This window comes from Devosia sp., from assembly GCF_039927955.1.
Lineage (GTDB): Bacteria > Pseudomonadota > Alphaproteobacteria > Rhizobiales > Devosiaceae > Devosia.
Genome location: NZ_JBDSUA010000075.1, coordinates 1 through 24,704, shown reverse-complemented (window position 1 = coordinate 24,704; position 24,704 = coordinate 1). Strand labels below are relative to the sequence as shown.

Sequence of the window (24,704 nt, the reverse complement as noted above, 5' to 3'; positions counted from 1 at the left end):
TGCCTCATGGGTAGTTTAGAAAACGAGGCACGCCTCCCCGCACGCACCGGGATTTTGGACGGGTCCGGTTCGTGTGGGCCATTATCGCAGACCCACGCGCCGACTTTCCTCCCGCCGAGATCAGGCGACCCCAATCTCCGCCGGTCGTTCCCAAGCCGTCCGTTCGTCGCGAGCGCGCAGTCTTGCCTGGGAATGGATGGATTATGCCGGAGGTTTTGCAGGCGGGGAGAAGATGGACAAAGGGGACAGATCGGTGGCACCCGCTGTGGGGAGAGGGTGCCCAAGGGGTGAGGGTGGCGGTACTTTCGCGATCTGGTTACCAGCGGAGTGAACCCCTCACCCTGAAATTCTGCTGAACGCAGAATTTCTGTCCCTCTCCCTCAAGGGGCGAGGGACAGACCGAGTCTAGCGCCCGCCGCGATAGTTGGGGGCTTCGCGGGTGATGGAGACGTCGTGGACGTGGCTTTCGCTGAGGGCGGCGCCGGAGATTTTGACGAAGACGGAATTGTCGCGGAAGTCCTGCAGGTTGTGGGCGCCGGTATAGCCCATCGAGGCGCGCAGGCCACCGGCAAGCTGGTGGAGTACGGCGCCGGCCGAGCCCTTATAGGGTACCTGGCCTTCAATGCCCTCCGGAACCAGTTTCATCTGGTCGCGCACGTCTTGCTGGAAATAGCGATCGGCCGAGCCTGAGCCCATGGCGCCAACGGAGCCCATGCCGCGATACGATTTATAGGAGCGGCCCTGGTAGAGATAAACTTCGCCGGGGCTTTCATCTGTGCCGGCCAGCAGCGAGCCGACCATGACGCAGGCAGCGCCACCGGCGAGGGCCTTGGCCATATCGCCGGAGAACTTGATGCCGCCATCGGCGATGACCGGAATGCCCTGTTTGGCGCCTTCTTCGGCACAGGCCATGACGGCGGCAAGCTGGGGAACGCCGACACCAGCGACAATGCGCGTCGTGCAGATCGAGCCCGGGCCGATGCCGACCTTGATCGAGTCGGCGCCAGCATCGATGAGCGCCTTGACGGCCTCGGCGGTGGCGACATTGCCGGCAACGATGCGGGTGGAATTGCTTTCGCGCTTGATGCGTTCAACGGCTTCGGCGACGCGCACCGAATGGCCGTGCGCCGTATCGATGACCAAGAGGTCAACGCCGGCATCGATCAGCGCCAGCGAACGCTCGAAGCCCTGATCGCCGACGGTGGAAGCGGCAGCGACGCGCAGGCGGCCCTGATCGTCCTTGACGGCGTTGGGATTGAGCTGGGCCTTTTCGATGTCCTTGACGGTGATCAGGCCGACGCAGCGATAGTCATTGTCGACGACCAGCAGCTTTTCGATGCGGTGCTTGTGCAGCAGCACCTTGGCTTCATCCTTGGAGACACCGTCGCGGACGGTGATCAGACCCTCGTGGGTCATCAGTTCGGCGATGCGCTGGGCAGGATGGGAGGCAAAGCGCACGTCGCGGTTGGTGAGAATGCCGACCAGCTTGCCGATCATGCGGCCGCCGGTGCCGCCGTTCTCGACAACTGGAATACCGGAAATGCGATTGACCTGCATCAGCGACAGAGCATCGGCCAGCGTGGCATCGGGGCCAATGGTGATCGGGTTGACCACCATGCCGCTTTCGAATGACTTCACGGCGCGAACCTGTTCGGCCTGCTCGGTCGCGGTGAGGTTCTTGTGGATGACGCCCATGCCGCCGGCCTGGGCCATGGCAATGGCCATGGCACTTTCGGTGACGGTATCCATCGCCGAGGACAGGATCGGCAGGTTTAGCGCGATGTCCTTGGTGACATAGGTGCCGATATCGGTCTCGCCGGGCAGCACATCGGAGCGCGCCGGCTGCAGCAGCACGTCGTCAAAGGTCAGCGCCGTATCGCCGGTGATGGTGGTAATGATTTTCGCCAAGGCCAGACCCTTCCTGCCTTCTGATATCGATCAGAAATGTTGGAGTTTGAACCGGGTGAACGATGACTCGCCGGGTTCAGGTTGGCGTGGGTCAATAGCACCGCCCCGGTCCTTTGCATAGGGGGCCGAACGCATGGCGCGGATGTCGGCTAGCGCCGGCGAAAGGTGGCAAAATGGAACCGCTGGATGGCGCCCCACGGTGTTGAGTGTTGGTGAAGCAGGCTTGAAAGCAGTGAGAAATCCTCCCCCAGCACCGCCGACAAGGACGGCGCGTCATAGCGCGCAACAGGCAGACCGCTGCACTTTTCCGGGCCATCGAGAGCGAAGGTGCCGATAATGGCGACGCCACCGGGCGGTAGCGCCGCCCGAAGAACGGCACTATAGGCCTGCTGGTCGGCGGGGGTGGTCAGAAAGTGAAATGCCGCCCGATCATGCCAGATATTGAACTGCCTGGGCGGCGACCATGTGGTGATATCAGAAACGACCCAATCGACCTGCCTGGCCCCGGACAGTCGCGACCTGGCGCGATCCAGCGCGGCGGCCGAAAGATCCAGAACAGTGATGTGCGCCTGCCCGTTGGCAACCAGGGCATCAACCAGGCGCGATGCGCCGCCGCCAACATCAACAACGGCGTCGTCGGACGTTGCCCCCGCCTGGTTGATCAGGCGCAGCGACAGGTGCGGGCTGTCTTCGAACCAACTGACCTCCTGGTCCCCCTTGTTGTTGTAGACATTTTCCCAGTGCGCGGCCTTGTCGTCGGTCATTGCTTCATCCCATTCGCCGCGAGGCTATCGCATCGGAGGGGAAAAGGCTCGGCTATCCCTGCCGGCCTTATGTGATTGGCTGGCGCATCGACAGCCGAAGAACGTTCCGTCCGGAAAAATTGTTCGTATGCTATCTATTCAGCGGCTGGATGAGGGTTCATAAAGCGCTGGCGCGCCAGCGCATTCCTTTAGTCCTCCCGGCAGACCTCGTGATCCGCGTCACCCCACTCATATTGGCCGTTGCCCTGTTCATGGAACAGATGGACTCGACGGTGATTGCCACATCGCTGCCAGCGATTGCGACCGATATCGGCTCGGAGCCGGTGGCGTTGAAGCTGGCGCTGACCTCGTATTTCGTGGCGCTGGCGATTTTCATCCCGATCAGCGGCTGGATGGCCGACCGGTTTGGCGCCAAGAACATCTTCCGGCTGGCGATCTTTGTGTTCATGCTCGGCTCGCTGGCGTGCTCGTTTTCGTTTTCGCTGGAATCCTTTGTTATTTCACGGTTTTTCCAGGGCGTTGGCGCCTCGATGATGACGCCGGTGGGGCGCTTGCTGCTGGTGCGATCGACGCCGCGGAACGAATTGGTTTCGGCAATGGCGTGGTTGACCATCCCGGCGCTGATCGGACCGATCACCGGGCCGGTGGTCGGCGGGTTTTTGACCACCTATCTGAGCTGGCACTGGATTTTCTGGGTCAATATCCCGATTGGCGCGGCGGGCATTGTGCTGGCGACGCGGTTTCTGGATGTGGTGGATGCACGCAATCCGCGACCGATCGATTTCGTCGGCTTTGCGCTGCTGAGTGTGGCGTTTGCCGGGATTATCTTCGGCCTGTCGGTAGTCAGCCTGCCGGCGCTGCCGATCGTTTATGGCTATCTGACCATCTCGGTCGGCGTGGTGGCGGCGATCCTTTACCTGTGGCACGCGAAGCGCACCAAGTTTCCGCTGCTCGATCCGACGCTGTTCCGGCATCGGCTGTTTCGCTCGGCGATTCTGGGCGGTTCATGGTTTCGCATCGGCGTTGGTGCCGTGCCGTTCCTGCTGCCGCTGATGCTGCAGCTGGGGTTTGGCCTGTCGCCGTTTCAATCAGGCCTGATCACCTTTATCAGCGCGGTTGGCGCCATCCTGTCGAAGTTTTTGACCGAGCGGATGTTTGCGCGGTTCGGGTTCAAGCCGGTGCTGGTGATTTGTGGCTTCATGGGCGGGGTGCTGATTGCGACGCAAGGCCTGTTTCATGCGGATAGCCCGCAATTCCTGTTGATGCTGGTGCTGCTGGTCGGCGGCGTATTGCGCTCGTTTTTCTTCACCGGTTCCAATGCGCTGGGCTATGCCGATATCGACAATGAAGAGGCCAGCCAGGCCACGGCGATCGTTGCGGTGAGCCAGCAGCTCAGCATCGCCTCGGGCGTGGCCGTGGCCGGCGCCATTCTGGAGCTGAGCAGCAATATGCATGGCGGCACGCTGTCGCTGATCGATTTTCAGACGGCATTCTTTGTGGTCGGCGGGTTGAGCGCGGTCGGTGGCCTGCTGTATCTTTGGTTGCCGGCCAATGCCGGTGCGGATGTTTCGGGCCATCGGCCAATCGTTATTGCAAAGGAGTGACCGCGCGGCCTGTTCCGCCCGGCTATCATAGTGTCGCGTATTACCCCCCTCATTCTTGCCACCGCCCTGTTCATGGAAAACATGGACTCCACGGTGATCGCCACTTCGCTGGCCGCGATCGCCCGTGACATCGGCACCGATCCGATTTCGTTGAAACTGGCGCTGACGGCCTATCTGGTGGCACTGGCGATCTTCATCCCGATCAGCAGCTGGATGGCGGACCGCTTCGGCGCACGCAATGTGTTTCGCGTGGCGATGATCGTGTTCGTACTTGGCTCGATTGCCTGTGCGTTTTCCAACTCGCTGTTCGCCTTTGTCGGCGCGCGGTTTCTGCAGGGCATGGGCGGGGCGCTGATGACGCCAGTGGCGCGGCTGGTGCTGGTGCGCTCGACGCCCCGGCATGACCTGGTCAATGCCATGGCCTGGTTGACCATTCCCGGACTGATCGGGCCGATTGTCGGGCCCCCGTTTGGTGGTTTCCTGACCACCTATTTAAGCTGGCACTGGATTTTCCTGATCAACGTGCCAATCGGGGTGCTGGGCGTGGCGCTGGTCAGCCGGTTCCTGCCGGAGACCATGCGCAATGCGCCGCGCCGGATCGACTTCAAGGGTTTTGCCCTTGCCGGGCCGGCGTTTGCGCTGTTCGCGTTCGGAACCTCGGTGATCAGCCTGCCGGCCCTGCCTCCGTTGATCGGCGTTATGGCGACCATAATGGGGATTGCCCTGGCGTTCCTTTATGCCCGCCATGCGCTGTCCACCGAATTTCCGCTGTTTGATCTGCGACTGCTGCGCTTTCCGTTCTTTCGCAGCGCCGTGGTGGCCGGGACGTTCTTCCGGCTCGGGCAAGGGGCGATCCCGTTCCTGTTTCCGCTGATGCTGCAGCTGAGCTTTGGCTATACCCCGTTCCAGTCGGGCATGATTACCTTTGCCGGCGCGGTTGGCGCGATCATCGCCAAGTTTTTGGCCAATGGCGTGTTCAAGCGCATGGGCTTTCGCACCGCACTGGCGCTGTCCACCGGCATTTCCGCCTGCGGGCTGCTCGCTATGGGGCTGTATACGCCGCAGACGGCCGTGGCGCTGATCGTGTGCGTGCTGGTGTTTGTCGGGTTCTGGCAGTCGATCTTCTGGACCGGCAGCAACGCCTTCGTGTTCGCCGATATCGACGACAAGGATGCCGGACAGGCCAATGTGATGAGCCAGGTGTCCACCCAGCTCTCGATTGCCTTGGGCGTGGCGCTGGGCGGTGGCATTCTTGAAGCGAGCAACGCGGTGCGCGGTGGCGGCCTGGCCCTCGAAGATTTCCACTTGGCCTTCTACATCCTGTCCGGGATGTGCCTGATTTCAACGGTGCTGTTTTTGCGGCTGCCGAAAAACGCCGGGCATCAATTGCAGGCGCATTGAACACGCTTTTTCACCCAAAAACGCGGTGTCACCCCGGCGCATGCCGGGGTGACAATCGAGTGTTGGGCAGGTTCAGCGTTATGATCGTTGATTGGTACGAAACCTAGCGGTCATATTCCTCTTCGCCCGGAACCGTTTCATTCTTGCCCTTGAAGCCCTTGGCGATCAGGTAGGCTTCGGCGCTGTCGGCGCGGCTTGAGGGCGGCTTGGCATGGAAGGTGGTGCGGAAATGGCGCTTCAGCATGGCCAGCAGCTGATGCTCGGTGCCGCCCTGGAACACCTTGGCGACGAAAGCGCCGTTGGGGGCCAGCACGTCGAGCGCAAAGGCGGCGGCGATTTCGATCAGGTGGACGATGCGCAAATGGTCGGTCGGGCGGTGGCCGGTGGTGGGCCAGGCCATGTCGGACATCACCAGATCGGCCTTCTTGCCGCCCATGGCAGCGATCAGCTGGGCTGGCGCGTCCTCGTCGGTGAAATCCTTTTGCAGCAGGATGACGCCGGGGATCTTGTCCATTTCCAGATAATCAATGCCCACGATCAGCGGATTGGCATCGGTGGAGCCAGTGGCTGTCGCCGCGATCTGGCTCCAGCCGCCGGGGGCAGCGCCCAGATCGACGACGCGCATGCCCTTGCGGAACAGCTTGTGCTTTTCGTCCATCTCGCGAATCTTGAACGCGGCGCGCGAGCGCAGGCCTTCGGCGCGGGCGCGGGCCACATAGGGGTCGTTCAACTGGCGTTCGAGCCAGATGGTCGAACTGACCTTGCGGCCCTTGGCCGATTTGACGCGGATCTTGAGGTCCTTGTCGGACTTGCGTCCGCCGGTGCCGAGCGCTTTATCAACCATTGGTGCGGCTCCGTGGGTAAGACCGGGCGGGGCGATTGTAGGCCCGATCCGCGTCCATCAGTGAAATCAAAATACCTTCGCGCAGGCCACGATCGGCAACGCGAACGCGATCGGTGGGCCATTCGCGGCGGATCGCCTCGAAAATGGCACAGCCGGGCAGGACCAGATCGGCGCGGTCGCGGCCGATACAGGGGTGGCTGACGCGCCGGTCGAACGGCATGGAAAGCAGCGCCTTCATCGTCTCGTCGACCTGCAGCTTGTTCATCCACAGCCCGTCGACCTTCTGGCGCTCATAGCGCTCAAGCCCGAGATGCAGGCCAGCCAGGGTCGTGACCGTACCGGAGGTGCCGATCAGGTGGACCGGATGGGTGGCGATCATCTGGCGCAGCTTTTCGCGACCACGGAACTGGCGCAGATGTTCGGAGACAAAGCTGACCATGGCCTCGAAGGTGGCGGGCGTCACATCGATGCCGCCGAATTTTTCAGCGATCGACACTACCCCCACCGGCAGCGATTGCCACGAGCGGATAGCGGCGGGCATGCGGCCCTGGCTTTTCGGCCGGCCGCCGCGAAAATCCAGCCAGGCCAGCTCTGACGAGCCGCCGCCAATGTCAAACATCAGCGCACCCTGGGCGGTCTCGTCGATCAGATCGGCACAGCCGGTGACGGCAAGGGCCGCCTCGGTACGGCGATCGATGATTTCGAGATCGAGCCCCAGCTCTTCCTTGACGCGGGCGAGAAAGCTCGGCCCATTCTCGGCGGTGCGGCAGGCTTCGGTGGCGATCAGCCGCGCATGGGCGGGCTGGTGTTCCTTGAGCTTGTTGCGGCACTGGCGCAGCGCTTCCATAGTGCGTTCCATGGCGGCCTCCCCCAGGCGACCAGACGTTGACACGCCCTCGCCCAGCCGGACGATGCGGGTAAACCCATCCAGCACGCGAAAGCCATGCTCATGCGGGCGCGCGATCAACAGGCGGCAATTGTTGGTGCCCAGATCCAGCGCCGCATAAACCGGGCCTCGATGCCTGCGGGATGGATTTTGGGCGTTGTGGGTCCGCTGATCCGTCGGGCCGGAATGAAGCTGTGCCTCCCCTGCCCCTGAGCCAGCGTGGCCGTCGCCACCCTGACTGCGGGTCGCCGCCTCGCCCGAAGGCGATGGTGCGGCTGCGGACCGATCTTCATCGGTCACGAAGTCTCCTATCTGCGCGGTCACAGCCGCCGAGATCTCCGGCGCGCGCCCTTCGCAGTTCTATTGCGTTGAGACAAACGGTAGAGCAAGCGGGCCGGATGCGCAACGACTGTGTGACGGCGCGGGGCTGCAAGGGCCTCACGGGCCCGGCCTGTCAGCATCTGAAGCAGTCGGCAATTGGCGCCGTTCCGATTGAGCCGCGGCCTGCGGATGTGGCAGCAACAATGTTTGCCCACAGGCGCAAGCTGGGTCTTGATCGACCACAAGAATGTGCTACAAGCCGGGCCGAAGCGAACGGCGAACCACTTCTTCGCCAACGAGGGCATTGCCCTTGCACCGACGCTGACCAGGTGCCCCCGGGCGCACTTTGGGGAATAGTTCAACGGTAGAACTACGGACTCTGACTCCGTCAATCTTGGTTCGAATCCAGGTTCCCCAGCCAACTTCAAGATAAGCCACGGAATTTTCTACCCTTTGGCCTCCGCTACGTCGCGGTGATCGCCCTTGGTCCACCGCGTTGGTCCACTGCCAACCGGGATGGATAATGAACTATACGCAGAATCTGCGCCTCAAGGGCGTCTGCTACCACTTTCGTAAGAGAATCCCAGACAAGCTCCGTAACCGGGTCGGACGGTATGAAGTCGTCCGCTCTCTCGAAACTTCGGACTATAAAATCGCCGGGCGTAGGGCTCGGCTGGTGTGGCTGCGACTGCAGGGGATTTTGGACTGGGTGGCCGACGATATTACGCTAACTAAGGGTCAGATTGACGAAGCCATGGAACGCTTCGCAAGGCAGATTGACTGGGCCGATGAAGTCCGGATGGCCCAATCGGGCGCCATGTTCGACCATCATGGCTATCCGCCACCAGACGCCGATGCGCTGGTTCTGGAAACCATGGCCTATGACCATCAGGCCGCCTTGGCCCGCAACGATACCTCCGGCGTTCGCGGAGAGATCGAGCGGGTTAAAGCCGGTTTCGGCCACTCCCTGACAACGATGGACGAGCACCTTCTTGGCCGCGCCATCCTTGGTGTCCTCGCATCAAGTGGGGAACGCGCCGCCAAGCACCTGCGGGATACCGTCTATCCGCACCTGTTTCCTGACTTAGGTGAGGTAGGCACTTCGGACGACGATGCCGGATGGTCCGCAGTTCAAGCTGCGCCAGCGCTTGAAACACCCTCGCCTCCGCTCATCGTGATGACCGGCTACACCTTCGAGCAGGCTTGGCTTGCGGCCATGGACGACAACATGACCGCGAAGAAATGGAAGAAGGACAAGGTCGATCACATCAACAGTACCCTCAAGCTCTGGATACGGGTGCATGGCGATTCTGACCTGGCAGAGGTGACGCCCCAAAAGGCTGTCGCTTTCCGAAAGACGGTAGCACAACTTCCCGTTCGGTATCATCGAGACAAGACATGGCAAGGTATGTCGGTCGCCGATATTGTTGCCGCAACCAATGCCGCCGACGCGCTTGACGAGGAAGAGATCATCCGGATCGACACCAAGACGGTGAACCGCCACATATCGACGCTCAAGACCACCTGGATAACCTTCCAGACGCTCAAGTACCTACCTACCACTGTGCCTAATCCGTTTGAGGGGCTCCACATCAACGTCAGCAAGGCAACGGAAGATATCCAGGAGGAACGCGACCAATTCACCCTTGAGGAAATCAAGGTCTTGTTTGCTAGCCCGGTATGGCAAGGGTGTCAGTCGTGGGGACGACGAAAATTTCCTGGGAAGTTCATTATGCGCGACTGGTGCTATTGGGTGCCATTGTTAGGGGCTTACACGGGCATGAGGCGCGAGGAAATCTGTGCCCTGAAAATCCAGGACTTCGAAAAGGTGGATGGGATCTGGATCATCAACCTCCGCAAGGCCAAAGAACGTTATAAGACGCCCGGTTCGTCTCGATATGTGCCCGTTCACAAGCACCTGATCGAATGGGGCTTCGTCGCCGAGCTCGTTGAAAATCGTGCACCCGATGCCTGGTTGTTTCCTGACCTCAAACCGAACCTAAAGACCGGAAAGTTCGGTTCGCGCTTTGGGAAATGGTTCACGCCACTGCGAATGGACCTCGGCATTTACCGGCCTGAGGTCGTCTTCCATTCCTTCCGACATACGGTCTCCACCGAGCTGAAGAACGCTCAGTCATACGTCCCCTTTATCGAGGAAATAACCGGTCACGAAAGCGGCGAACGGCGCAGCGAGCTTCGGCGATATGCCAAACCTGCGCTTGTCGCCCTATTGAAGGAAACTATCGACCGGTTGGACTACGGCCTTCATTTTCCAACGCCAGGGCCGGAGAACGCCCCACCACCACGCCGGGTCCGGCAAGGGAAGCCAAAGGAAAAGAAAACTGTCGTCTAGCTACTAGGGCTTCTGTCCACTCTGCTTGTTGATCCACCACCACGCCAGCTCAAGCATTGGGATGCTGACGAGCTTCGACGTAGGCCGAAATGAATTCCGCAGCGAGGGGGGGCACGATCGCGTTGCCCGCTCCCCGCAGGAGTGCCACGCTGCCGGGAAACCCATGCGCCACAAGGTCCATGTGGGGTCCAATCGCGATGGTGCCAAGGTCGGTTTCCATCCGCTCGCCTGCACGGAAATGCTCGCTGCCTGCTCCCTCGCCTCCGGATATGGTGGCCGCCTGTGGTCGCTTGATGCGAACATCGACTGGATCAGATCGGCCCCGGTCGCCATCGAAGCGGTCGGCGTCGGCAACAAAATAAAAGCGTTCTCGTCGGTGGTCGGCACCGACGAGCGTGGCTTGTAGCGGCATTGCCCCCACGGCGTAGCCCATGCCACCCAGGTCGTCTCGAACGGTGACAAGCCAACCAGGCGCGTTCGCAGACTGTTCTCCAAAGATGACTGTAGGGCGTCGTGCCTCGATGAGGCGTCGGAACTCGGGCCAGAGGTTTCTGGGATCGGCGTCCCCTTTTCGTCGTCCTGCGACGCTATAGGGTTGGCAAGGGGGTGAGCCGGTCCAGACTTGTCGGTCTTCGGGCCACCCTGCCATCCGGAGTGCAAGCGGCCATCCGGCAATACCACAGAAGAAATGGCATTGGGTGAAGCCATCGAGGTCGGCGGGTTCGACCTCGGCAATGCTCCGTTGATCAACCCTTCCAGGGGGGATGGCTCCGTCTGCGATAAGTTCTTCGAGCCACGCTGCCGTGAACGGGTCATTTTCATTGTAGTAGCTGCCTCTGGTCACTGCGCGAATCGGTCCAGTTGTTGGGCAACCAGTGGGCGACGGGCGAAGCAATCCGGCAATCTTGTCTGGCAAGTAGGGTTAACGCGCAGCGGTCAGGGGACCGAATGACTTCAGCCGGAAATGATAGTCTTCCCATGGCGCACGAATGCCGCTTTTAGGCGTTCATTGGCCTGGGGTGGATTGTCCAGCGCCTCTGTCACTGCCACATGGTCCATCGGCTGTAAAACCGTGCGATCATCGGCAGGCGCGGCGGCGATGCGGGCCTCGATTGCATCGGCCTGGCGGGCGAATTCCTGGTTGCCGGTTTCCTCGGCGGCCTTGCGAAGCGCCTTCTGCAATATCCCCATGGCGGGTGGGCGTGGCATGGCAATTCCTCCGAACGGTTACAGATAATCGGGCAGCTTGGCCTGCACGTCGCTCATCAGGATTAGTGTGGCGTTGACTGTCTCGCCGCCGTTCCTGACCAGTTCCAGCTCGCCCATTGGGGCGGTGCCGTCCCATGCGAAGTGGCCTGACAGAAATGACAGCACGTCACGCTTGTATGCTGTGTCGAGATTGTCGAGTTGGTCGCCCTTGGTTTCGAGCACGGTGATGTTGGCCGCCTCGCCCTCATGGCGAACGGCGAAGATGAAGTCGGGATAAATTCGCGCCCGGCGCCACCCTTGGATACCGTATTGGGTGCGAGCCACGTTGCGATGCCACCACGTGAGAACCTTCTCACCGTCAAGATAGACGGCCACGTCCTGCTCGTCGCCGTTGAGGTCGTTCTCATAGACCGGGGCGAACAGGCTCTTTTCGAGCGGCCCACCTGTCCTGCCGACAAGCTGCCGGGCATTGACCGGTTCGGTTGTCTCCACCGTGAACGGCATCTGCCAGTTTCGGCCATCGATCCGGAGCCGGAACTGTATGCGGCCAGCCGCGACCCCGGCCTTGAACAGGGCTTCGGCGCGGGCGGTGCGCTCGGTGTCCAGGCCCTTTCGTAATTCTTCCACGATCAGGCCGGACAGGCTCCCTAGCTTGCCGTCATCGAAGCCCCGCAGCCGCAGCGCGGCAAGCAGCGCCCCGACGATCTCGCGTCCGACGAAGGGGTTCGGCACGAAGTCGGATATCATCCGCACCGCATAGGCGGGGTCGAACGCCAGCAGCTCCGGATTGACCGCCACTGTCTCACCGACGATGAGGTCGTCGCCATTGTCGGAAAGGCTGATGCGCTGCAACTGGCTTTCGGCAGCCTGGGCGTTTTCGGGGACGCGGGCGGCGATGGCCTTGGGGTCGAACCCCCGCCAGTCAATTCCGGCCAGGACATCGGTTTCATAATCGAGGTCCCGCACGTCGCCGCCTTGGGCAATCATCACGCGCGGCAGGTAAATTTCGGTCGTAGCGAAATCGTTACGGCGCGGCAGCGAGCGAGCCACCTTGCCGGTGCCCCCGGCATCGCCCTGTGCCACCTCGATCACCAGGTCGCCCAGCCCGTCGCGTTCAAGACCTCCCTTGATGGCGTTGACCACGTCTGCGGTGCCAGCGTGGTGGGTAATGACGTGGCACTCATCCAGCGATGGAATCCCGGTCTTGAGCGCCCCCGGCTGGCGTAGGATGCGCCCGACAAGCTGGGTCATGGCGTTGAGGTTGGAGCTGGCCGCAAGCGAGCACAGGACATAGGCGAAGGGGCAGTCCCAACCTTCCTGTAAGGCGCTTTTGGTGATGATGGCGCGAACGCGGTTGAGCGGCGAAAGCAGGTCCTGGTTCTCCGGATCGGAGAGGTCGTTCTGCTCGGCGGTCTTGATGGCGATTTCGGCCTCATCGAACCCTGCGGTCAGCAGCCAGTCCCTCACATCGTTGGCATGGATATGGCCGGCGTCTCGCTGGTCCCTGCCGGTGCGCTCCACCTGAATCAGCATGATCGGGCGAATATAGCGGTCGGTGTCGGCGCGAAGCTGCACCGCATCGGCGTCGATTGCGCGAAGTTGGTTGAGAGCGGCGTTAAGCGTCACCTTCCAGTCGGTGCCCTGCTTGGGGTCAAGGTTGAGCGGCATCTTGATCATGCCCTCGCGGTCTAACTCGCGGCCCGTCACCTCGGTCAGCACGTTGGCATATCGCCCTTCCTTCGGGTTCTTGCCGCCCTTGGGTTGCACATCCACTGGGGTTGCCGACAATTCTAGAACGAAACAGGGATTGAAGCCGTAAAGGGTCGAATAGGCGAGCTCGGAGACAGCACGGTGACCCTCGTCCATCACCACGACAGGCCGGATAAGGCGCAGCGCGTTGCCTAGGGAATCTTTCACCATCGGGAACATACCCTGATAGGCGTCTAGGTTGGGCGTTTTCTTGATGGCTGCCTGGTGTGCCTGCTGCTCGCCTTCCGGAGGAAAGAAGCCGTGCACGTCGCCCCGATCCCGGAATATCTTGAGGGTTTCCTTGTTCTCGCGACCTGCCGATTGCAGCATCAGCAGCATGACGCAAAGCTGGGCGTCCACATCGCGGGCGTCAATCCGATCGCCCTTTTCCATGATCTGCACCTTACCCGCTGCCGAACGGTCGAGTGCCTGCCGATAAGGGTGCTGGCGATCCTTTAGGTGTTTCAGGGTCTGGGCATAGATCGCCTCGTTCGGCACGATCCAGAGCACGAATCCGGTATTGCGGTCGAGATAACGCCCCATGATCCGCGACACTGCGGAAACGGCCAGCCAGGTCTTGCCGCCGCCTGTGGGAACTTTCAGCACCGCATTCGGCACGGGCCGACCGCAGCCATCCGTGCGCTCGGAAAACGGGATGGCAGCGCGGGATGGCGGCAGCTTGCCTGCCCCCTTCATTGCCTCCCATGCCTGCCGGGTGAAGTCGGGCACGGCAAGGCCGAGGTCTGGGTCGGCAGCGGCCAGCGCCGCCACCTTATCGGCTTTGCCCTTCTTGTCCTTGAGCAGGTCGAGGTAGCCGTCAAGAGTTTCGAGAACGCGGTCCTGATAATCGAGCTGACGGAACATGCATCAGCTCCGGTCGATGCGGTAGAGCGCGAAGGGCAATGGCACGAATTCCACTGGCAAGTTTTGTTCGGCCAGCATCTTCTGCGACACATAACGGGCCGGGGCGAACACCAGATGACGCTTCTCCGGATCGCTGGCCGCGAAGGTCTTGGCGCGGGCAAGTGTCATGGCGGCGTCGGGTGTCTTGAGCCAATCGAGGTCGGGCCGGTAGATCAGCCAGACATGCCGCCCATCAGCCTCGCCCAGATAGAAATCACTCTCCCGCATGGCGGCGGGGTCGAGCGCCTGGTTGGTCGCCATATGGTATAGGGCCGCGCCAATGCCAGCGAATGGCGGCAGGGCCTCGCCCGTAAGAACCTTGTCTAGCTCCACCGGCTCGCCCAGGGTGCAATAGGTGAAGCTGCCGCCCAGACCCTTTGCTCGCTCGGTCACAGCTCTCTCACCAACGACGACGAGTTCCCCGCCTTTTACCTGCTTCGTGATCCGGTCAAATTCATGCCTATGGAGGTTTTCAAGAGCCTCAACAGACATGGACAGGGCGTCTCCCTTCTGCAGCTTGGACCATGTGATGTTCTCACGCAGAAGCTGCTGGGTCTGCTTGCCCTTGAAGCTGTAGCCCTTGATCACGCGTCGGACGCGTTCAGCCGTTAGATGGTCCGCGTAGGTTTCCATCTCGACAGCAATGAAACGGCGACTGCCTCCGTCGTCGCTGTTGGCCGACAGAACCGCGTGGGCGGTCGTACCTGAGCCAGCGAACGAGTCCAGGACAAGGATGTCCTTCCTCTCGAAGCATGAAAAAATGAACTTCACCAGCTCGATTGGTTTCGGAAAGGCGAAGTCGGCGTCAGGCATAACTTCGCCGAAGATTTTCGTTCCGTTGCTGGTGTAGTAGCCTTGTGCAATGACCGATGAAACGTTGGTTCTTGCATCCAGTTCTGACAGAAAGGCCTTCCTGCGGGGGCGCCCGTCCTTGTTGTCCGGCCACAGTATTCGGCGATCCTCGATCAACCGTGCCATCGTTGAGGGTTCGAAGCGCCAACCTTTCCTTGGGCAACCGTAGTTCGTTTGGGTGGCCGGATTGATCAGATCATAGTGGAGGTTGGGGCGCTTGTCCTTCGTCGCCAGCCCAACCATGTTGGCGCTAGCCCACGGCCCCCGATTGTCCCCATCCGTATTGGAATAATCGTTCGCCGACCGCAGCTCGCCGTCCAGAGCACTGCCATACACCAGGACGAATTCGTGATCGTTCGAGAGACCATCTTCGTTTCGATTGTCTTTATTGTTCCGTGATTTCCAAATGAACTCGCCGATGTACCGGTCGTCGCCGAATATCTCATCGCACATCAATTTCAATCGAGCATACTCGATGGAGTTGATTGATATGAAGATAAGGCCCTCCGATGAGAGAAGCTCATTCAGGAGGCGCAGGCGCGGCCACATCATGGCGCACCATTTGTCGTGTCGAAGGCCGTCGTCCAGCGCTATGGGGTTCGCCGAGAACCACTCTTGGATCATCGGGGAATTGACGTCGTCTCGGTATGCCCACTCTTTGTTGCCGGTATTGTAGGGCGGATCGATGAAGATGCAGTCCACCTTGCCCGCGTAAAGCGGCAGTAGGGCTTTCAAGGCATGGAGGTTGTCGCCTTGGATGATTAAGTTGCCATCGAACGCCACCGGCCCGATGCCCTTGCTCTCATCCGGAACCAGCGGACGAAAGGGTACGGCGAGGTGGTGGTTGTAGACGAATTCCTTGCCCTTGAATGTCAGCTCGGTCATCGCCGCCTCGAATCTTGTTTTGCTTTTTTGGGATTTGAGGCACTTCCATGGTGCAGCGCAACCATCGTCAGGCTCTTGAGGTGGAAAGTTGTCATCTATCCCTGCATAATCGAAAAGCTCTTATATTCTCGCACCAGGGTCCCCATGTTGTGGGTTCGGCTCATAGCGAGTAACTTCATCCGGAGGACCGGAGAGAATCTATGGTCAAAGACCAGTAGGTGACTTCAATGCCAGGACATCAGGCGCAGGCAATCGCCAACGAGTTCATCAAGCTCTGGAAACAGGAACATCCAGGCATAAATCCGAACCAGACATGGCTGCAAAAAATGGTTCATATCGCCAATGGCTGGAATTTGGCGGTCAATGAACAACCGCTCGTCAACCAGCCGCCCGAGGCGTGGGACAATGGTCCTGTCTTTCGATCCATTTGGAACCACATCCGCGATTGGGGGTACAACGCAGGAGGGTTGCTAGGCTACGCTGGCACCAACAAGGTCTATGCTGCGGACATTTCGGATTCTGAAAGGGCGGTGATCAACCATGTCTGGAAGCGATATGGCCAGATGTCAGGACGCGATCTGTCGCGATTGACTCATGAAGCCGACACGCCCTGGACTCGCGCGTACGTAGGCCAGGGTCAGAATGCTCGCCTTGACGAACACGATATCCGCGACCACTACATCAAGCTTGCGATGGCCGGTCGTGCCCAAGCCGCCCATTAAAATCACAGTCGAGGATATCGACACCGCCCCTCTCAGCACCGATGGTGATGAAGTTCAGGACGCCGCCTACTGGCGTGAGCAGCATCGTCGGGTCGCCGAGGAAAAGGCGCAGCTCCAGGCCTCGCACGACAAGCTGGAGCGTCGAGTGCGTACCACCGAAATCCTCGATGACCTGATCGAGCCTTATGCCTTCCGGACTTTCTTGTTCATGTGCGCCTACTGCGGTTTCGTGGCTCTCGCTATACTCGCCCATGGCTGGCATTGGGGCGGTTTTATTCTTCCCAACAGTGTACTCGATTTCCTGGTTGGCAGCACCGCAGTGACGGTGATCGGTCTTGTCGGCATGGTACTGACCGGCATCTTCGTGGGGGCTAGGCAAAAGCCGTAGCGCGTCCACTAGGGTATGCCTTCGCGGACACGGCAGCCGGGTAACGAATTCGCGTCCGTAAAGGTTGACATAGGCTTACGGACACAGGACTCTATGGACAATATCCATACGGACGATCCTACACCATGAAGACCTTCCTCTACGCCCGCGTCTCTACCGCCGAACAGAACATCGGGATTCAGGTTACACAGGCCGAGCAGGCGGGATACGTGATCGATGAGGTTATCGCCGACCACGGCGTCTCGGGGGTCTCGGTTCCCCTCAAGGATCGGCAGGAGGGCCGTCGCCTGTTCGACATGCTGCGCCATGGTGACACGCTGGTCGTCCGCTGGGTAGACCGGCTCGGACGCGACTACCGGGACGTGACGCAGAACATCAGGGCCTTCATGGACCGGGGCGTGGTGGTGAAGACGATCATCAACGGGATGACCTTCGACGGTGCCACGACTGACCCTATCGCCATGGCTGTCAGGGATGCCCTGATCGGCTTCATGGCTGCCACGGCGCAGGCGCAGGCCGAAGCCACCAAGGTAGCGCAGAAGTCCGGTATCGCGGCGGCGAAGGAACGCGAGGACGCCTACAAGGGTCGCAAGCCAGGGTTCACCAGCGCCGACATGGATACCGTTCTGGCCGAACTGGAGAAGGGCCGTGGCGCGACCGAGGCAGCCAAGGCAGCGGGCGTGTCACGCCAGACGGTCTATCGGATCAAGACGGCCCCTGCCGCCGCGAGAGCCGCCCTTGCCGCCTGGGGGCTATGACGACACCAGACCGAGCGAGACGCCTCCGGATCGGACCAGGCGGGCGACCCGGTGTCCCCCACGGCCATATGGTCTCCCACAAGGCTATCCGACGACGGAGGCTACGGGCCTCCTGACGGGTGGTATGATTTCGGATTGGTGTGGATGGAATCGGGCCTGTACTCGTTGTAGAATACATCCACGCGCGTGGGGGTTCGCCTGCGTCGTAATTCTCCTCCGGACGATCCCTCTCGGGTCGATCATATCTGAGGATGGCGCAGCGCCTCTCACGGCCTCCAAGTCGCACAATGGCGAACGCTACCTGCTGACTGCTACGCAAGGGGCGTCCTTGGTCATCCTGGCGCGTCTGACGGGGCACCTTGTCCTCGATCACCACCCGGCCATCTTCCCAGCGGATGGCCTTCCCCTTGATGGCAGCAGCGAAGGCTGCGAGATCGCCCGTTCTTCGGATGAACTGCGGGGCTTTCAGGTTCCAGAACTCAAGAAGCGCAGCATCTGGCCATTTTACAATATCACGATGGTCCAGCACCCATGAGGCACAGTAGTTCGCCCAGGAGGCCATGTTCTTGATTTTGCCAATGCTTTTTGGCGTGGAGAATTTAAGAGCAAGCCGCAGAAAGAATGGCTCGTCCTTCTCAGGCATGACATCAACGATGCAATGCAGGTGTAGATCCCAGACGCCAAGACCGTTGTCCCAACGCGGATGGACGAAAACGGCTACGGGCTTGGCCAACTCGTCGCGCTTGGCGTTGGCCATGACGCGGCCATAGAGCTGCGTGATGGCCTTGATAGCGTCGGCCAGCTTCCCCTGTGGAGCTTTCCGCAATGGCAGCCGCAGGACATATCCGCGAAATCCGGAGGTGTCGGCCTGGGCATGGAAGGCACTGAATATGGCATTAAACGCGGCTGCTCGACGCTTGGCCGGTCCCGCGAAAATCCAGTGCTCGATGAGCGGGCCAATATCGTGGAACGTCTCACCTGTTTCTGTGTCCACCATGTCCGTGATCTTGGCGGTCCATGGGTCTGCGCCGAGACCGTCAAGGCGCAGGGCGAGTGGGTGATCGAGTGCCCGACGCTCCGGCGGGTCGATACGCCGCCGGTTCAGACGCGGAGCCTCGCCGTCCGGTGGTGACGTGCATTCCGGCATGGCGATTTCGTCGGGGAAGTCGGTGTCGTCCATCGAGCAGCATGGTCCAAAGTGGTGGACCGCATTACGCGAATCCATCGTGTCCGTACGATGGTCGTCCGGACGACGGCGAGGGACCAGCAAAATGATTCGTGTATTGCATTTTGCAGTACACCGCGCCTATATGAACCTTGAACCACAGGAGGTCGCCATGGCGAACGTTGCCGAACGCAAGGACCATCCGCTATCCATGCGGCTGCCTGAAGCCGATATTGCCATGATCGACCGCGCTGCCAGCCTGCGTGGCCGGTCGCGGACCGATTTCGTCCGCGATGCGGCGGTGCGGGAGGCCGAAAATGTCGTGATGGAGGCTATGCCGATCCGGATGAGTGCGGAAGGGTTCAGCGTTTTCCTGGACGCCCTGGCGCAGCCGGGCCGTCCTGTTCCCGAGATGGTCGATGTCATACGGCGGCCAGCACCGTGGGAAACTGAAACCGGCGGCAACTGATCCGTGGCGCTGTCATTTCCAGAGCCGCTCACCGAATACCACGACGTTTCGGGGTTTTCCTGCGGCAAGCCGGTGCTCGACCACTGGCTGCAAAACCGCGCTCTGTCCAATCAGAACAAGGGCTTCACCGCCGTGATGGTGGTGCATGAGGCGGGGCGCGTCGTTGGTTTCTATGGCCTTGCGCCAACTTCCATCGTACCGGCTGCGATGCCCCGCTCCATCCGGACGGGGCAGCCGCCCGATCCTGTGCCCTGCCTGCTGCTGGGGCAGTTGGCGACGGACACGGCATGGGCAGGGCGTGGAATCGGCACGGGCCTCGTCAAGCACGCCCTGTCGCGCTGCGTCGAAGCCTCTCGCCTGATTGGCGGACGTGCGCTCGTCGTCAATGCCATCGATCAGGACGCAGCTGCCTTCTGGGCCCCTAGAGGCTTCACCCCCTCCCGTGATGACGAACTGGTGCTGTTCCGGTCTATCGCCGACATCGCGGCATCAATCGCCGCCAGTGGCGAAGGGGCCTGACCGGCTCAACCAAAGTCAATCGGCAGGCCCCAAATATTGCGTGCCCAAGGGTTCTGTAGACCGCGTCTGCGCTTTCGCTCGACCTTGCCTGCGGCCCACGCCGTGAACACAGGGCCGCTATAGGCGAAAGCCGGAAAAGCCCGCACCAGCTTCTGGGCCATGACGACTTCGGCCAGCATTTCCATTGCCGCTCGGTGCTGCGTTTCCATCTGCGCCATATGCTGGGCACGTTCGGCCTTCTCGGTCCTTTCCACCCGCGCCAGGTGTCCATCAGCGCCCCCGGCTGCGTTCTCGGCGGCGATGAGATCGGCACGGGCAGCGGCCACGCTCCGCTCCATGGCCTCCATGCCGGCATTGATCGGCTGCCGACCCAGCAGCCGGTCCGCAACGGTGCGGCGGGGTTCGGGATGGACGGCAAGCCGTTCCTGAGCCGCACGATAGACCTTGAGCATTTCCGCATGACGGGCATGGGTGCCGTCGCGATAGAGACGGGCCGCATGCAATCTGCTCGATACTGCCGTTTCCGGCTTCCCCTCCGCAGCGGCGATCCCGGCCCGTGCCTGCGTTTCCAGTACCGCCAGATGCTGACGTACGCGCTCCGGTTCGGACTGGCCGATCCCAGTCTTCGATAACGCCATGAGGGCGGTAGCCGCCTTGGAAATGGCGGCGGTCAGTCCGCGTCGATCATGCGCCGCAGCGTCTGGGCGATTCCCGGCTCGTCCAGGCGCTGGTGCAGAACCTGGATGGCCTGCCGGTTCTGCTCCACCCCCGTCACGATCATCTGAAGCAGCCCGATCATCGTTTCCAATACCGATGCCTTCTCGCCCTCCATCGGCAGGGCGGTTGCCTTCGCCAATTGCAGGATGGTGGTCAGGTCGCGCTTGAGGATGGCCGTGTCCTGCAAGATCACCTGGGCGGTGTTCGGTGCGGTCGGCGGGCTGCTGGTGGTCATTGTCTGTCCTTTCGAGAAGAATGTTGAGTTCGGACCGGCGAACGCCGGCCAAGCGGTTGGCGGCACCGAGAACACTGCCGGTAGCCGTATCGCGAATAACGACAACACCCGCCTTGTCGCCTGCCGCCAGTGCGAGCCCATGACCGGCAAGGCGGTCACGGAAGTCGTCGCCAGTGGCGCTGGCCGACCACGCCGCCCGGATATGCTGGCGAGCCTGCGCCAGATCGACGCCATGGCGTTTTCCTGCCTGATGGGCCTCGGTGGTATAGGCCGAAACCGGCTTCGGCCCATGGCCCAGCGCGCCGACCAGGCGGTCGGCTAGATCGCCTTGGCCTTCACCACGCAGTGCCGCCAGGACCGCGATATCGTGAGCGCCCGCGACGATGGGATGGCCGAATTCGAGTTCGAGCAGCCTCGCGACCTTCTCATGGCGCGGATGACTGAAGCGGCTGGACAGGACCTTGCCGGTGGCCGCGTCGGTTTCCGCGACGACGAGATGCCAGTGGCGGTCTGCCACACCGGCGACAGCACGGGGCTTCTGGTGTTCGACTACCAGTGCCATGTCCGGATCGAAGCCGAATTCGTCGCCCAGCACCCGTGCCGCCCGCTCGAACTGCTGGCGGTCCATGGCGATTTCGGGCGCGATGACGAAATGGCGCAGGGCGTAGACCCTGTTGAACTGTCTTGCGTCGGCAACGGCGTCATGAAGGTCCGCTACGGTGCCACGAACCACGACGATTGCCTCGTTCTCTTCGCCTTGCGTGAGATGCCGGGCCAGCGCCGTGGCTCCCGTCGCCGTCCGAATGCGGGTAGCCTTGATGAGCATGCCCTATCGCCCCAACAATGCCTGGGCGTCGGCGCGGGCCTGACCGAGATCGGCGGCAGTACCTGCGTCAACAGCGAAACCCAAGCGGCCCTCGATCGCGTTGATGCGCCGCCGAAGAGCCGCAACGGAAATTCGATCGTTCTCGCCCAATGGCTCGGGCAAGCCTGCATATGCTCGCAGGGCACGGCGCAGGAGTTCCGATACCGTGATGCCCTGGCGCTGGGCCATGGCCTCGGCAGTATGTTTTTCCCCATGGGGAAGGCGCATCTCGAACCGCTTGTCGCATGAAGGCATTGTCCACCTCGTCTTTCTGGGGGTGCACGGGGGCTTGCCCCCTGCCAGTTGCCGCCGGACCGGCGGCATGGCTGGCTCTCCCTCCATCGATAGACCTATAATGGATGTGGTATTATAATACCGCAATAGGCGCGTACGGACAAATCGACATTGGAGCGCCAAGTCAAGGCGGGCCAGCGGAGCTGGTCAGGGTTGCGGAGCAGGCCCGCCTTGACCCTGTGGAATGTGCCGCCAGCGCCATTGCATTGGTCCACAAATGTGGTCCACAGTCTGGCTATGAGGCCGATGGGAGCGGGCGAAAAGCCCAGCAATTCCGGCGTTCTTGAAATAGGCATGGGAATCCAGGTTCCCCAGCCAAGCCTTTTTCTCAACAAAATCAATAACTTAGAGAAACTCATTAGCAGGGTTCGTTAGCACCTTTCGTTATCACTTGCTCTATTTTGTTCCCTGTGCAGAGCTGGCTCACAGTCACATTTGACGAAGGGGACGAGCAAATGTCTGACACGGTGACTCAGGACCATTACGCGACGCTCATCGCCCACCTGATCCAGGCTTTTGATGAACTCCATTCCACCGTTCTGAGGAAGGTCGCGGAGAGCACCTACATATCCCCGTTGAGCGATTACCCGACCATGGCTTTTCGAGACAACGGTTTCCCCTACTTCACTAAGCAAGGAAGCTTCCAGGCTGCACGGCTAAATTACGTCGGCACTCTCCGCCCGAGTAGTATAGTCGCTGCACTTCTTTTCAAGCGCGATGACGAGTTGGACTTGCCCCAGAATGATGCTCTTGAGTCATACGTCCGCGAAAGCCCTTTCGCTCATCAGTTCAAAGTGAGCGGCGACTTCAACGGCTACCGACTGGCTAGAATGATCGATGGGGCGGTTGAGCGCTATATCCAGTTGCACGGGCTCAGTGAGCGCGTGAAGTCTAAGAGAGCTACGGTTCTTTTGCCGATCTTCAATGCCATCACGTATGAAACCTACGTATTGAGGCTGATGGTCCCGATTGCGCTGACGGCCTTTGAATTCGATCATTTTCGAGTAAATGACTCGACTTATATCGCGCGCATTCCTCAAGGAATACAGCTCGCCAGGTCTATGAATAGGGGAGTTCATTCGGGGGCTACCGATGGTGTGCTGGAAGCCGCGACGCACGCTCTAGTCTCATGCAATTGGTCAATTGAACCGGGTGGCATCAGCGAGCTACACTACGGTCTTCTATATCCAGGACCGGCCGTTCTAAGCACAATCGATCTTTTTTTCGCAAGCTTGAGAGCAGCGACCGGAGCCGACACTGGCTATGCGCAAATAGTAATGTTGCCCTATCGCTGGGCCACCGCCTTTTACGCCGATTTACCGCAGGTCTTCGGCGCAAGTATAAGAAAATACCCTAGCGCTTTTGATGCAGACTACTATAAAATCGGCCTGTCTACGGTCAGTTTGGCTGATATGTTGGAAGTTAAGCGCATTTATAACTTGATCGTTCCAATGGAGAACGACCGAATCTCAATCGCCCTGAAACGTCTCAACGCGTGCATGACCCGCGAAGATGCCGTGGATGCCATCCTCGATGCTTGCATTGGACTGGAGGTTCTACTGGGCAAGGGCGCGGAGGCAATCTCCCATAAGATACGGATGCGCGCGGCTGCCCTTGCTTCGCTACGACCTAACAGTGATCCCAACGCAGTATTGCGGCAGGTTAAGGCAATCTACGACTTCCGATCAAAGGTGGTTCACGGCGATACTTCACAGAAGCGCAAAGGAAAAAAACTGGACGGCGTCGAGAGTTCCCAATTTGCAGAACAGAGGAAGTTAGCAACCGATATGCTTAGGTTCATCGTGGATGTGATGGTGGAGCATCCCCGATTTCTAGATGACCCTGAAGCTATTGATAGCGAACTTTTGCTGGGATTTTTCCAGCCGCCTTTGGACATGGACGAGCCCAATCTTCCCGGCGTCGAATAACTGCGGCACTCACCAATTGCCCGTGGCATAATGGCAGAAAAATTAGAAGCGCCGCGAAACCAGAGAGGCCGGGCGGCGCTGATGCTTGCCCCCCTGCTAAGCGGCAGTTCGCTCTTTCAAACCCGATCTGACTAGATCGTCAATCGGGTCTAGAAGGCCGTAGTAACCTCGCTCGACCATTGCCCGTGCAACGGTGACGGTTGGAAACTCGACCCCGAAATATGTTGATCGAGGTGAGTGAGGCCACCAGGTCGGGTCTATCGCCCTGCCGTCGAGTGACAACCAAGCATGTCGCACTGGAAACTGGCTTCCAGGACCGAAGGCAAAGCCTTCGGCGTAGCGTAAATCCAACCCGAGTTTTTCGTCATCCAACGCCAGATTCGCCGCCCTTTCAAAGCACGTTCCAATCTTGCGTTTTCTAACACCGTGCGGCAGATCGGCTGGCACGAACGCGGTTCCATGTAGCAACACAAATTGCCGCTGGTCTTCATTGCCGCTGAGCAGCGGTTGTATACTCGCCAGCGCCCTTGCGACGGGGTTCGTGATCACCAGTGAACACTTGGGCATGGTGTATTCCTATCAGGCGAAAGTGCCCTATTTTCGCCTATAGCGATGTGATGGTTGGAAATGCGAATCCGGCATCTTGCTCAGCACCACGCTCAGGATCGTCGAGCACAGACGCCGGCCAGATGCCGCCAACCTCACCGAGCGCCCAGGCGAAGTTATGCGGCTCGATCCTGCCGGTGATGGGGTCGGACTTCGCAGAAGTCACGCGGACCTGGCTGCGTCAGTCCGCGCTGACCCAATTGGGGCCTAGCCGCCGTGGAGGCTGCGCCAATGTTTGGGTGCGGTGCCGCAGCGGCGGCGGAAGAAGCGGGAAAAATAGGACGGGTCCTTGAAGCCAATTTCGAAGGCGATGTCTTCAACTGGGCGAATGGTGAACTGCAACAGACGCTTGGCCTCGA

Annotated in this window: 24 protein-coding genes, 1 tRNA gene and 2 pseudogenes; 12 read left to right on the top strand and 15 right to left on the bottom strand. The window is 60.5% G+C overall.

Going from position 1 to position 24,704, the window contains the following annotated elements:
- Positions 1-405: 405 nt before the first annotated feature.
- Both guaB and ABIT12_RS17470 read right to left on the bottom strand, forming a co-directional pair.
- The gene (gene guaB / locus ABIT12_RS17475; RefSeq protein WP_348040472.1) at positions 406-1,908 is read right to left on the bottom strand and encodes an IMP dehydrogenase; all 1,503 of its coding nucleotides are present in this window, start codon (positions 1,906-1,908) and stop codon (positions 406-408) included.
- A gap of 149 nt (positions 1,909-2,057) precedes the next feature.
- The gene (locus ABIT12_RS17470) at positions 2,058-2,672 is read right to left on the bottom strand and encodes a class I SAM-dependent methyltransferase (protein ID WP_348040470.1); all 615 of its coding nucleotides are present in this window, start codon (positions 2,670-2,672) and stop codon (positions 2,058-2,060) included.
- 149 nt (positions 2,673-2,821) lie between these two features.
- Here ABIT12_RS17470 and ABIT12_RS17465 point away from each other — a divergent pair, with 149 nt between their 5' ends.
- Positions 2,822-4,276, top strand: a complete 1,455-nt coding sequence (locus tag ABIT12_RS17465; RefSeq protein ID WP_348040465.1) for a DHA2 family efflux MFS transporter permease subunit — start codon at positions 2,822-2,824, stop codon at positions 4,274-4,276.
- Positions 4,277-4,306: 30 nt separating this feature from the next.
- Positions 4,307-5,677: an MFS transporter gene (locus ABIT12_RS17460; protein WP_348040463.1), complete on the top strand. Its 1,371-nt coding sequence runs from the start codon at positions 4,307-4,309 to the stop codon at positions 5,675-5,677.
- A gap of 103 nt (positions 5,678-5,780) precedes the next feature.
- Here the strand turns inward: ABIT12_RS17460 and ABIT12_RS17455 are convergent, their stop codons facing one another.
- Complete coding sequence (locus ABIT12_RS17455) at positions 5,781-6,521, bottom strand: RlmE family RNA methyltransferase (protein ID WP_348040461.1); 741 nt, start codon at positions 6,519-6,521, stop codon at positions 5,781-5,783.
- Positions 6,514-7,707: a Ppx/GppA phosphatase family protein gene (locus ABIT12_RS17450; protein WP_348040459.1), complete on the bottom strand. Its 1,194-nt coding sequence runs from the start codon at positions 7,705-7,707 to the stop codon at positions 6,514-6,516. The genes ABIT12_RS17455 and ABIT12_RS17450 overlap by 8 nt, the downstream gene beginning before the upstream one ends.
- 368 nt (positions 7,708-8,075) lie before the next feature.
- Between ABIT12_RS17450 and ABIT12_RS17445 the strand changes: the two genes are divergently transcribed.
- From ABIT12_RS17445 to ABIT12_RS17435, 3 genes are all read left to right on the top strand, one after another.
- Positions 8,076-8,149 (top strand) — tRNA-Gln (locus ABIT12_RS17445).
- A 102-nt stretch (positions 8,150-8,251) separates the two neighbouring features.
- Entirely contained in the window at positions 8,252-10,081 is a 1,830-nt protein-coding gene (locus tag ABIT12_RS17440) for a site-specific integrase (protein WP_348040457.1), read from the top strand.
- Between the two features lie 163 nt (positions 10,082-10,244).
- Positions 10,245-10,487: a hypothetical protein gene (locus ABIT12_RS17435; RefSeq protein ID WP_348040582.1), complete on the top strand. Its 243-nt coding sequence runs from the start codon at positions 10,245-10,247 to the stop codon at positions 10,485-10,487.
- A 3-nt stretch (positions 10,488-10,490) separates the two neighbouring features.
- On the opposite strand, the pseudogene ABIT12_RS17430 reads toward ABIT12_RS17435, so the two are convergent.
- The 4 genes and pseudogenes from ABIT12_RS17430 to ABIT12_RS17415 form a co-directional block, all read right to left on the bottom strand.
- Positions 10,491-10,730 (bottom strand): annotated as a pseudogene (locus tag ABIT12_RS17430) (DNA cytosine methyltransferase); the annotation flags it as partial.
- A 305-nt stretch (positions 10,731-11,035) separates the two neighbouring features.
- Entirely contained in the window at positions 11,036-11,290 is a 255-nt protein-coding gene (locus ABIT12_RS17425) for a DUF1778 domain-containing protein (protein ID WP_348040455.1), read from the bottom strand.
- Between the two features lie 18 nt (positions 11,291-11,308).
- Positions 11,309-13,810, bottom strand: a complete 2,502-nt coding sequence (locus ABIT12_RS17420; protein WP_348040453.1) for a DEAD/DEAH box helicase family protein — start codon at positions 13,808-13,810, stop codon at positions 11,309-11,311.
- Between the two features lie 96 nt (positions 13,811-13,906).
- Positions 13,907-15,679: a site-specific DNA-methyltransferase gene (locus ABIT12_RS17415; RefSeq protein ID WP_348040451.1), complete on the bottom strand. Its 1,773-nt coding sequence runs from the start codon at positions 15,677-15,679 to the stop codon at positions 13,907-13,909.
- Positions 15,680-15,906: 227 nt separating this feature from the next.
- On the opposite strand from ABIT12_RS17415, the gene ABIT12_RS17410 reads away from it, so the two are divergent.
- From ABIT12_RS17410 to ABIT12_RS17400, 3 genes are all read left to right on the top strand, one after another.
- Positions 15,907-16,401: a Panacea domain-containing protein gene (locus ABIT12_RS17410; protein ID WP_348040449.1), complete on the top strand. Its 495-nt coding sequence runs from the start codon at positions 15,907-15,909 to the stop codon at positions 16,399-16,401.
- On the top strand, positions 16,382-16,789 hold the full coding sequence (locus tag ABIT12_RS17405; RefSeq protein ID WP_348040447.1) for a hypothetical protein: 408 nt from the start codon (positions 16,382-16,384) through the stop codon (positions 16,787-16,789). Before ABIT12_RS17410 ends, ABIT12_RS17405 begins: the two co-directional genes overlap by 20 nt.
- Positions 16,790-16,914: 125 nt before the next feature.
- A complete protein-coding gene (locus ABIT12_RS17400) occupies positions 16,915-17,547 on the top strand; it encodes a recombinase family protein (protein ID WP_348040445.1) in 633 nt (210 codons plus the stop codon).
- On the opposite strand, the gene ABIT12_RS17395 is transcribed toward ABIT12_RS17400, so the two are convergent.
- A complete protein-coding gene (locus ABIT12_RS17395) occupies positions 17,495-18,727 on the bottom strand; it encodes a hypothetical protein (RefSeq protein WP_348040443.1) in 1,233 nt (410 codons plus the stop codon). The two genes, ABIT12_RS17400 and ABIT12_RS17395, sit on opposite strands and share 53 nt — an antisense overlap.
- A gap of 157 nt (positions 18,728-18,884) precedes the next feature.
- Between ABIT12_RS17395 and ABIT12_RS17390 the strand changes: the two genes are divergently transcribed.
- Entirely contained in the window at positions 18,885-19,181 is a 297-nt protein-coding gene (locus ABIT12_RS17390; RefSeq protein WP_348040572.1) for a DUF1778 domain-containing protein, read from the top strand.
- Between the two features lie 3 nt (positions 19,182-19,184).
- Entirely contained in the window at positions 19,185-19,700 is a 516-nt protein-coding gene (locus tag ABIT12_RS17385) for a GNAT family N-acetyltransferase (RefSeq protein WP_348040441.1), read from the top strand.
- Positions 19,701-19,705: 5 nt separating this feature from the next.
- Here the strand turns inward: ABIT12_RS17385 and ABIT12_RS17380 are convergent, their stop codons facing one another.
- A complete protein-coding gene (locus ABIT12_RS17380; protein ID WP_348040439.1) occupies positions 19,706-20,338 on the bottom strand; it encodes a hypothetical protein in 633 nt (210 codons plus the stop codon).
- A gap of 32 nt (positions 20,339-20,370) precedes the next feature.
- Positions 20,371-20,652, bottom strand: a complete 282-nt coding sequence (locus tag ABIT12_RS17375; RefSeq protein ID WP_348040437.1) for a hypothetical protein — start codon at positions 20,650-20,652, stop codon at positions 20,371-20,373.
- Here ABIT12_RS17375 and ABIT12_RS17370 point away from each other — a divergent pair.
- Positions 20,645-20,974 (top strand): hypothetical protein, encoded by a 330-nt coding sequence (locus ABIT12_RS17370; protein ID WP_348040435.1) that lies wholly within the window; start codon positions 20,645-20,647, stop codon positions 20,972-20,974. The two genes, ABIT12_RS17375 and ABIT12_RS17370, sit on opposite strands and share 8 nt — an antisense overlap.
- A 129-nt stretch (positions 20,975-21,103) precedes the next feature.
- On the opposite strand, the pseudogene ABIT12_RS18370 reads toward ABIT12_RS17370, so the two are convergent.
- Positions 21,104-21,280: pseudogene (locus ABIT12_RS18370) on the bottom strand (hypothetical protein); the annotation flags it as partial.
- A gap of 201 nt (positions 21,281-21,481) precedes the next feature.
- The gene (locus ABIT12_RS18365) at positions 21,482-21,772 is read right to left on the bottom strand and encodes a ribbon-helix-helix protein, CopG family (RefSeq protein WP_407065647.1); all 291 of its coding nucleotides are present in this window, start codon (positions 21,770-21,772) and stop codon (positions 21,482-21,484) included.
- Between the two features lie 494 nt (positions 21,773-22,266).
- Between ABIT12_RS18365 and ABIT12_RS17360 the strand changes: the two genes are divergently transcribed.
- The gene (locus ABIT12_RS17360) at positions 22,267-23,739 is read left to right on the top strand and encodes a hypothetical protein (protein WP_348040431.1); all 1,473 of its coding nucleotides are present in this window, start codon (positions 22,267-22,269) and stop codon (positions 23,737-23,739) included.
- A gap of 96 nt (positions 23,740-23,835) precedes the next feature.
- Here ABIT12_RS17360 and ABIT12_RS17355 read toward each other — a convergent pair whose 3' ends face one another.
- Together ABIT12_RS17355 and ABIT12_RS17350 are read right to left on the bottom strand one after the other, a co-directional pair.
- Positions 23,836-24,306 carry a hypothetical protein gene (locus tag ABIT12_RS17355; protein ID WP_348040429.1) on the bottom strand — a complete coding sequence of 157 codons (471 nt, stop codon included), beginning with the start codon at positions 24,304-24,306 and terminating at the stop codon, positions 23,836-23,838.
- A gap of 246 nt (positions 24,307-24,552) precedes the next feature.
- The coding region (locus ABIT12_RS17350; RefSeq protein WP_348040570.1) for a helix-turn-helix domain-containing protein at positions 24,553-24,704 on the bottom strand (152 nt) is incomplete at its 5' end.

Excerpts from the sequence above, each read along its gene's own strand:
- ABIT12_RS17470 (WP_348040470.1), bottom strand. The coding sequence starts at position 2,672 with ATGACCGACGACAAGGCCGCGCACTGGGAAAATGTCTACAACAACAAG.
- ABIT12_RS17465 (WP_348040465.1), top strand. The coding sequence starts at position 2,822 with ATGAGGGTTCATAAAGCGCTGGCGCGCCAGCGCATTCCTTTAGTCCTC.
- ABIT12_RS17455 (WP_348040461.1), bottom strand. The coding sequence starts at position 6,521 with ATGGTTGATAAAGCGCTCGGCACCGGCGGACGCAAGTCCGACAAGGAC.
- ABIT12_RS17440 (WP_348040457.1), top strand. The coding sequence starts at position 8,252 with ATGAACTATACGCAGAATCTGCGCCTCAAGGGCGTCTGCTACCACTTT.
- ABIT12_RS17435 (WP_348040582.1), top strand. The coding sequence starts at position 10,245 with ATGCGCCACAAGGTCCATGTGGGGTCCAATCGCGATGGTGCCAAGGTC.
- ABIT12_RS17425 (WP_348040455.1), bottom strand. The coding sequence starts at position 11,290 with ATGCCACGCCCACCCGCCATGGGGATATTGCAGAAGGCGCTTCGCAAG.
- ABIT12_RS17415 (WP_348040451.1), bottom strand. The coding sequence starts at position 15,679 with ATGACCGAGCTGACATTCAAGGGCAAGGAATTCGTCTACAACCACCAC.
- ABIT12_RS17410 (WP_348040449.1), top strand. The coding sequence starts at position 15,907 with ATGCCAGGACATCAGGCGCAGGCAATCGCCAACGAGTTCATCAAGCTC.
- ABIT12_RS17400 (WP_348040445.1), top strand. The coding sequence starts at position 16,915 with ATGAAGACCTTCCTCTACGCCCGCGTCTCTACCGCCGAACAGAACATC.
- ABIT12_RS17395 (WP_348040443.1), bottom strand. The coding sequence starts at position 18,727 with ATGGACGACACCGACTTCCCCGACGAAATCGCCATGCCGGAATGCACG.
- ABIT12_RS17390 (WP_348040572.1), top strand. The coding sequence starts at position 18,885 with ATGGCGAACGTTGCCGAACGCAAGGACCATCCGCTATCCATGCGGCTG.
- ABIT12_RS17380 (WP_348040439.1), bottom strand. The coding sequence starts at position 20,338 with ATGGCGTTATCGAAGACTGGGATCGGCCAGTCCGAACCGGAGCGCGTA.
- ABIT12_RS17375 (WP_348040437.1), bottom strand. The coding sequence starts at position 20,652 with ATGACCACCAGCAGCCCGCCGACCGCACCGAACACCGCCCAGGTGATC.
- ABIT12_RS18365 (WP_407065647.1), bottom strand. The coding sequence starts at position 21,772 with ATGCCTTCATGCGACAAGCGGTTCGAGATGCGCCTTCCCCATGGGGAA.
- ABIT12_RS17360 (WP_348040431.1), top strand. The coding sequence starts at position 22,267 with ATGTCTGACACGGTGACTCAGGACCATTACGCGACGCTCATCGCCCAC.
- ABIT12_RS17355 (WP_348040429.1), bottom strand. The coding sequence starts at position 24,306 with ATGCCCAAGTGTTCACTGGTGATCACGAACCCCGTCGCAAGGGCGCTG.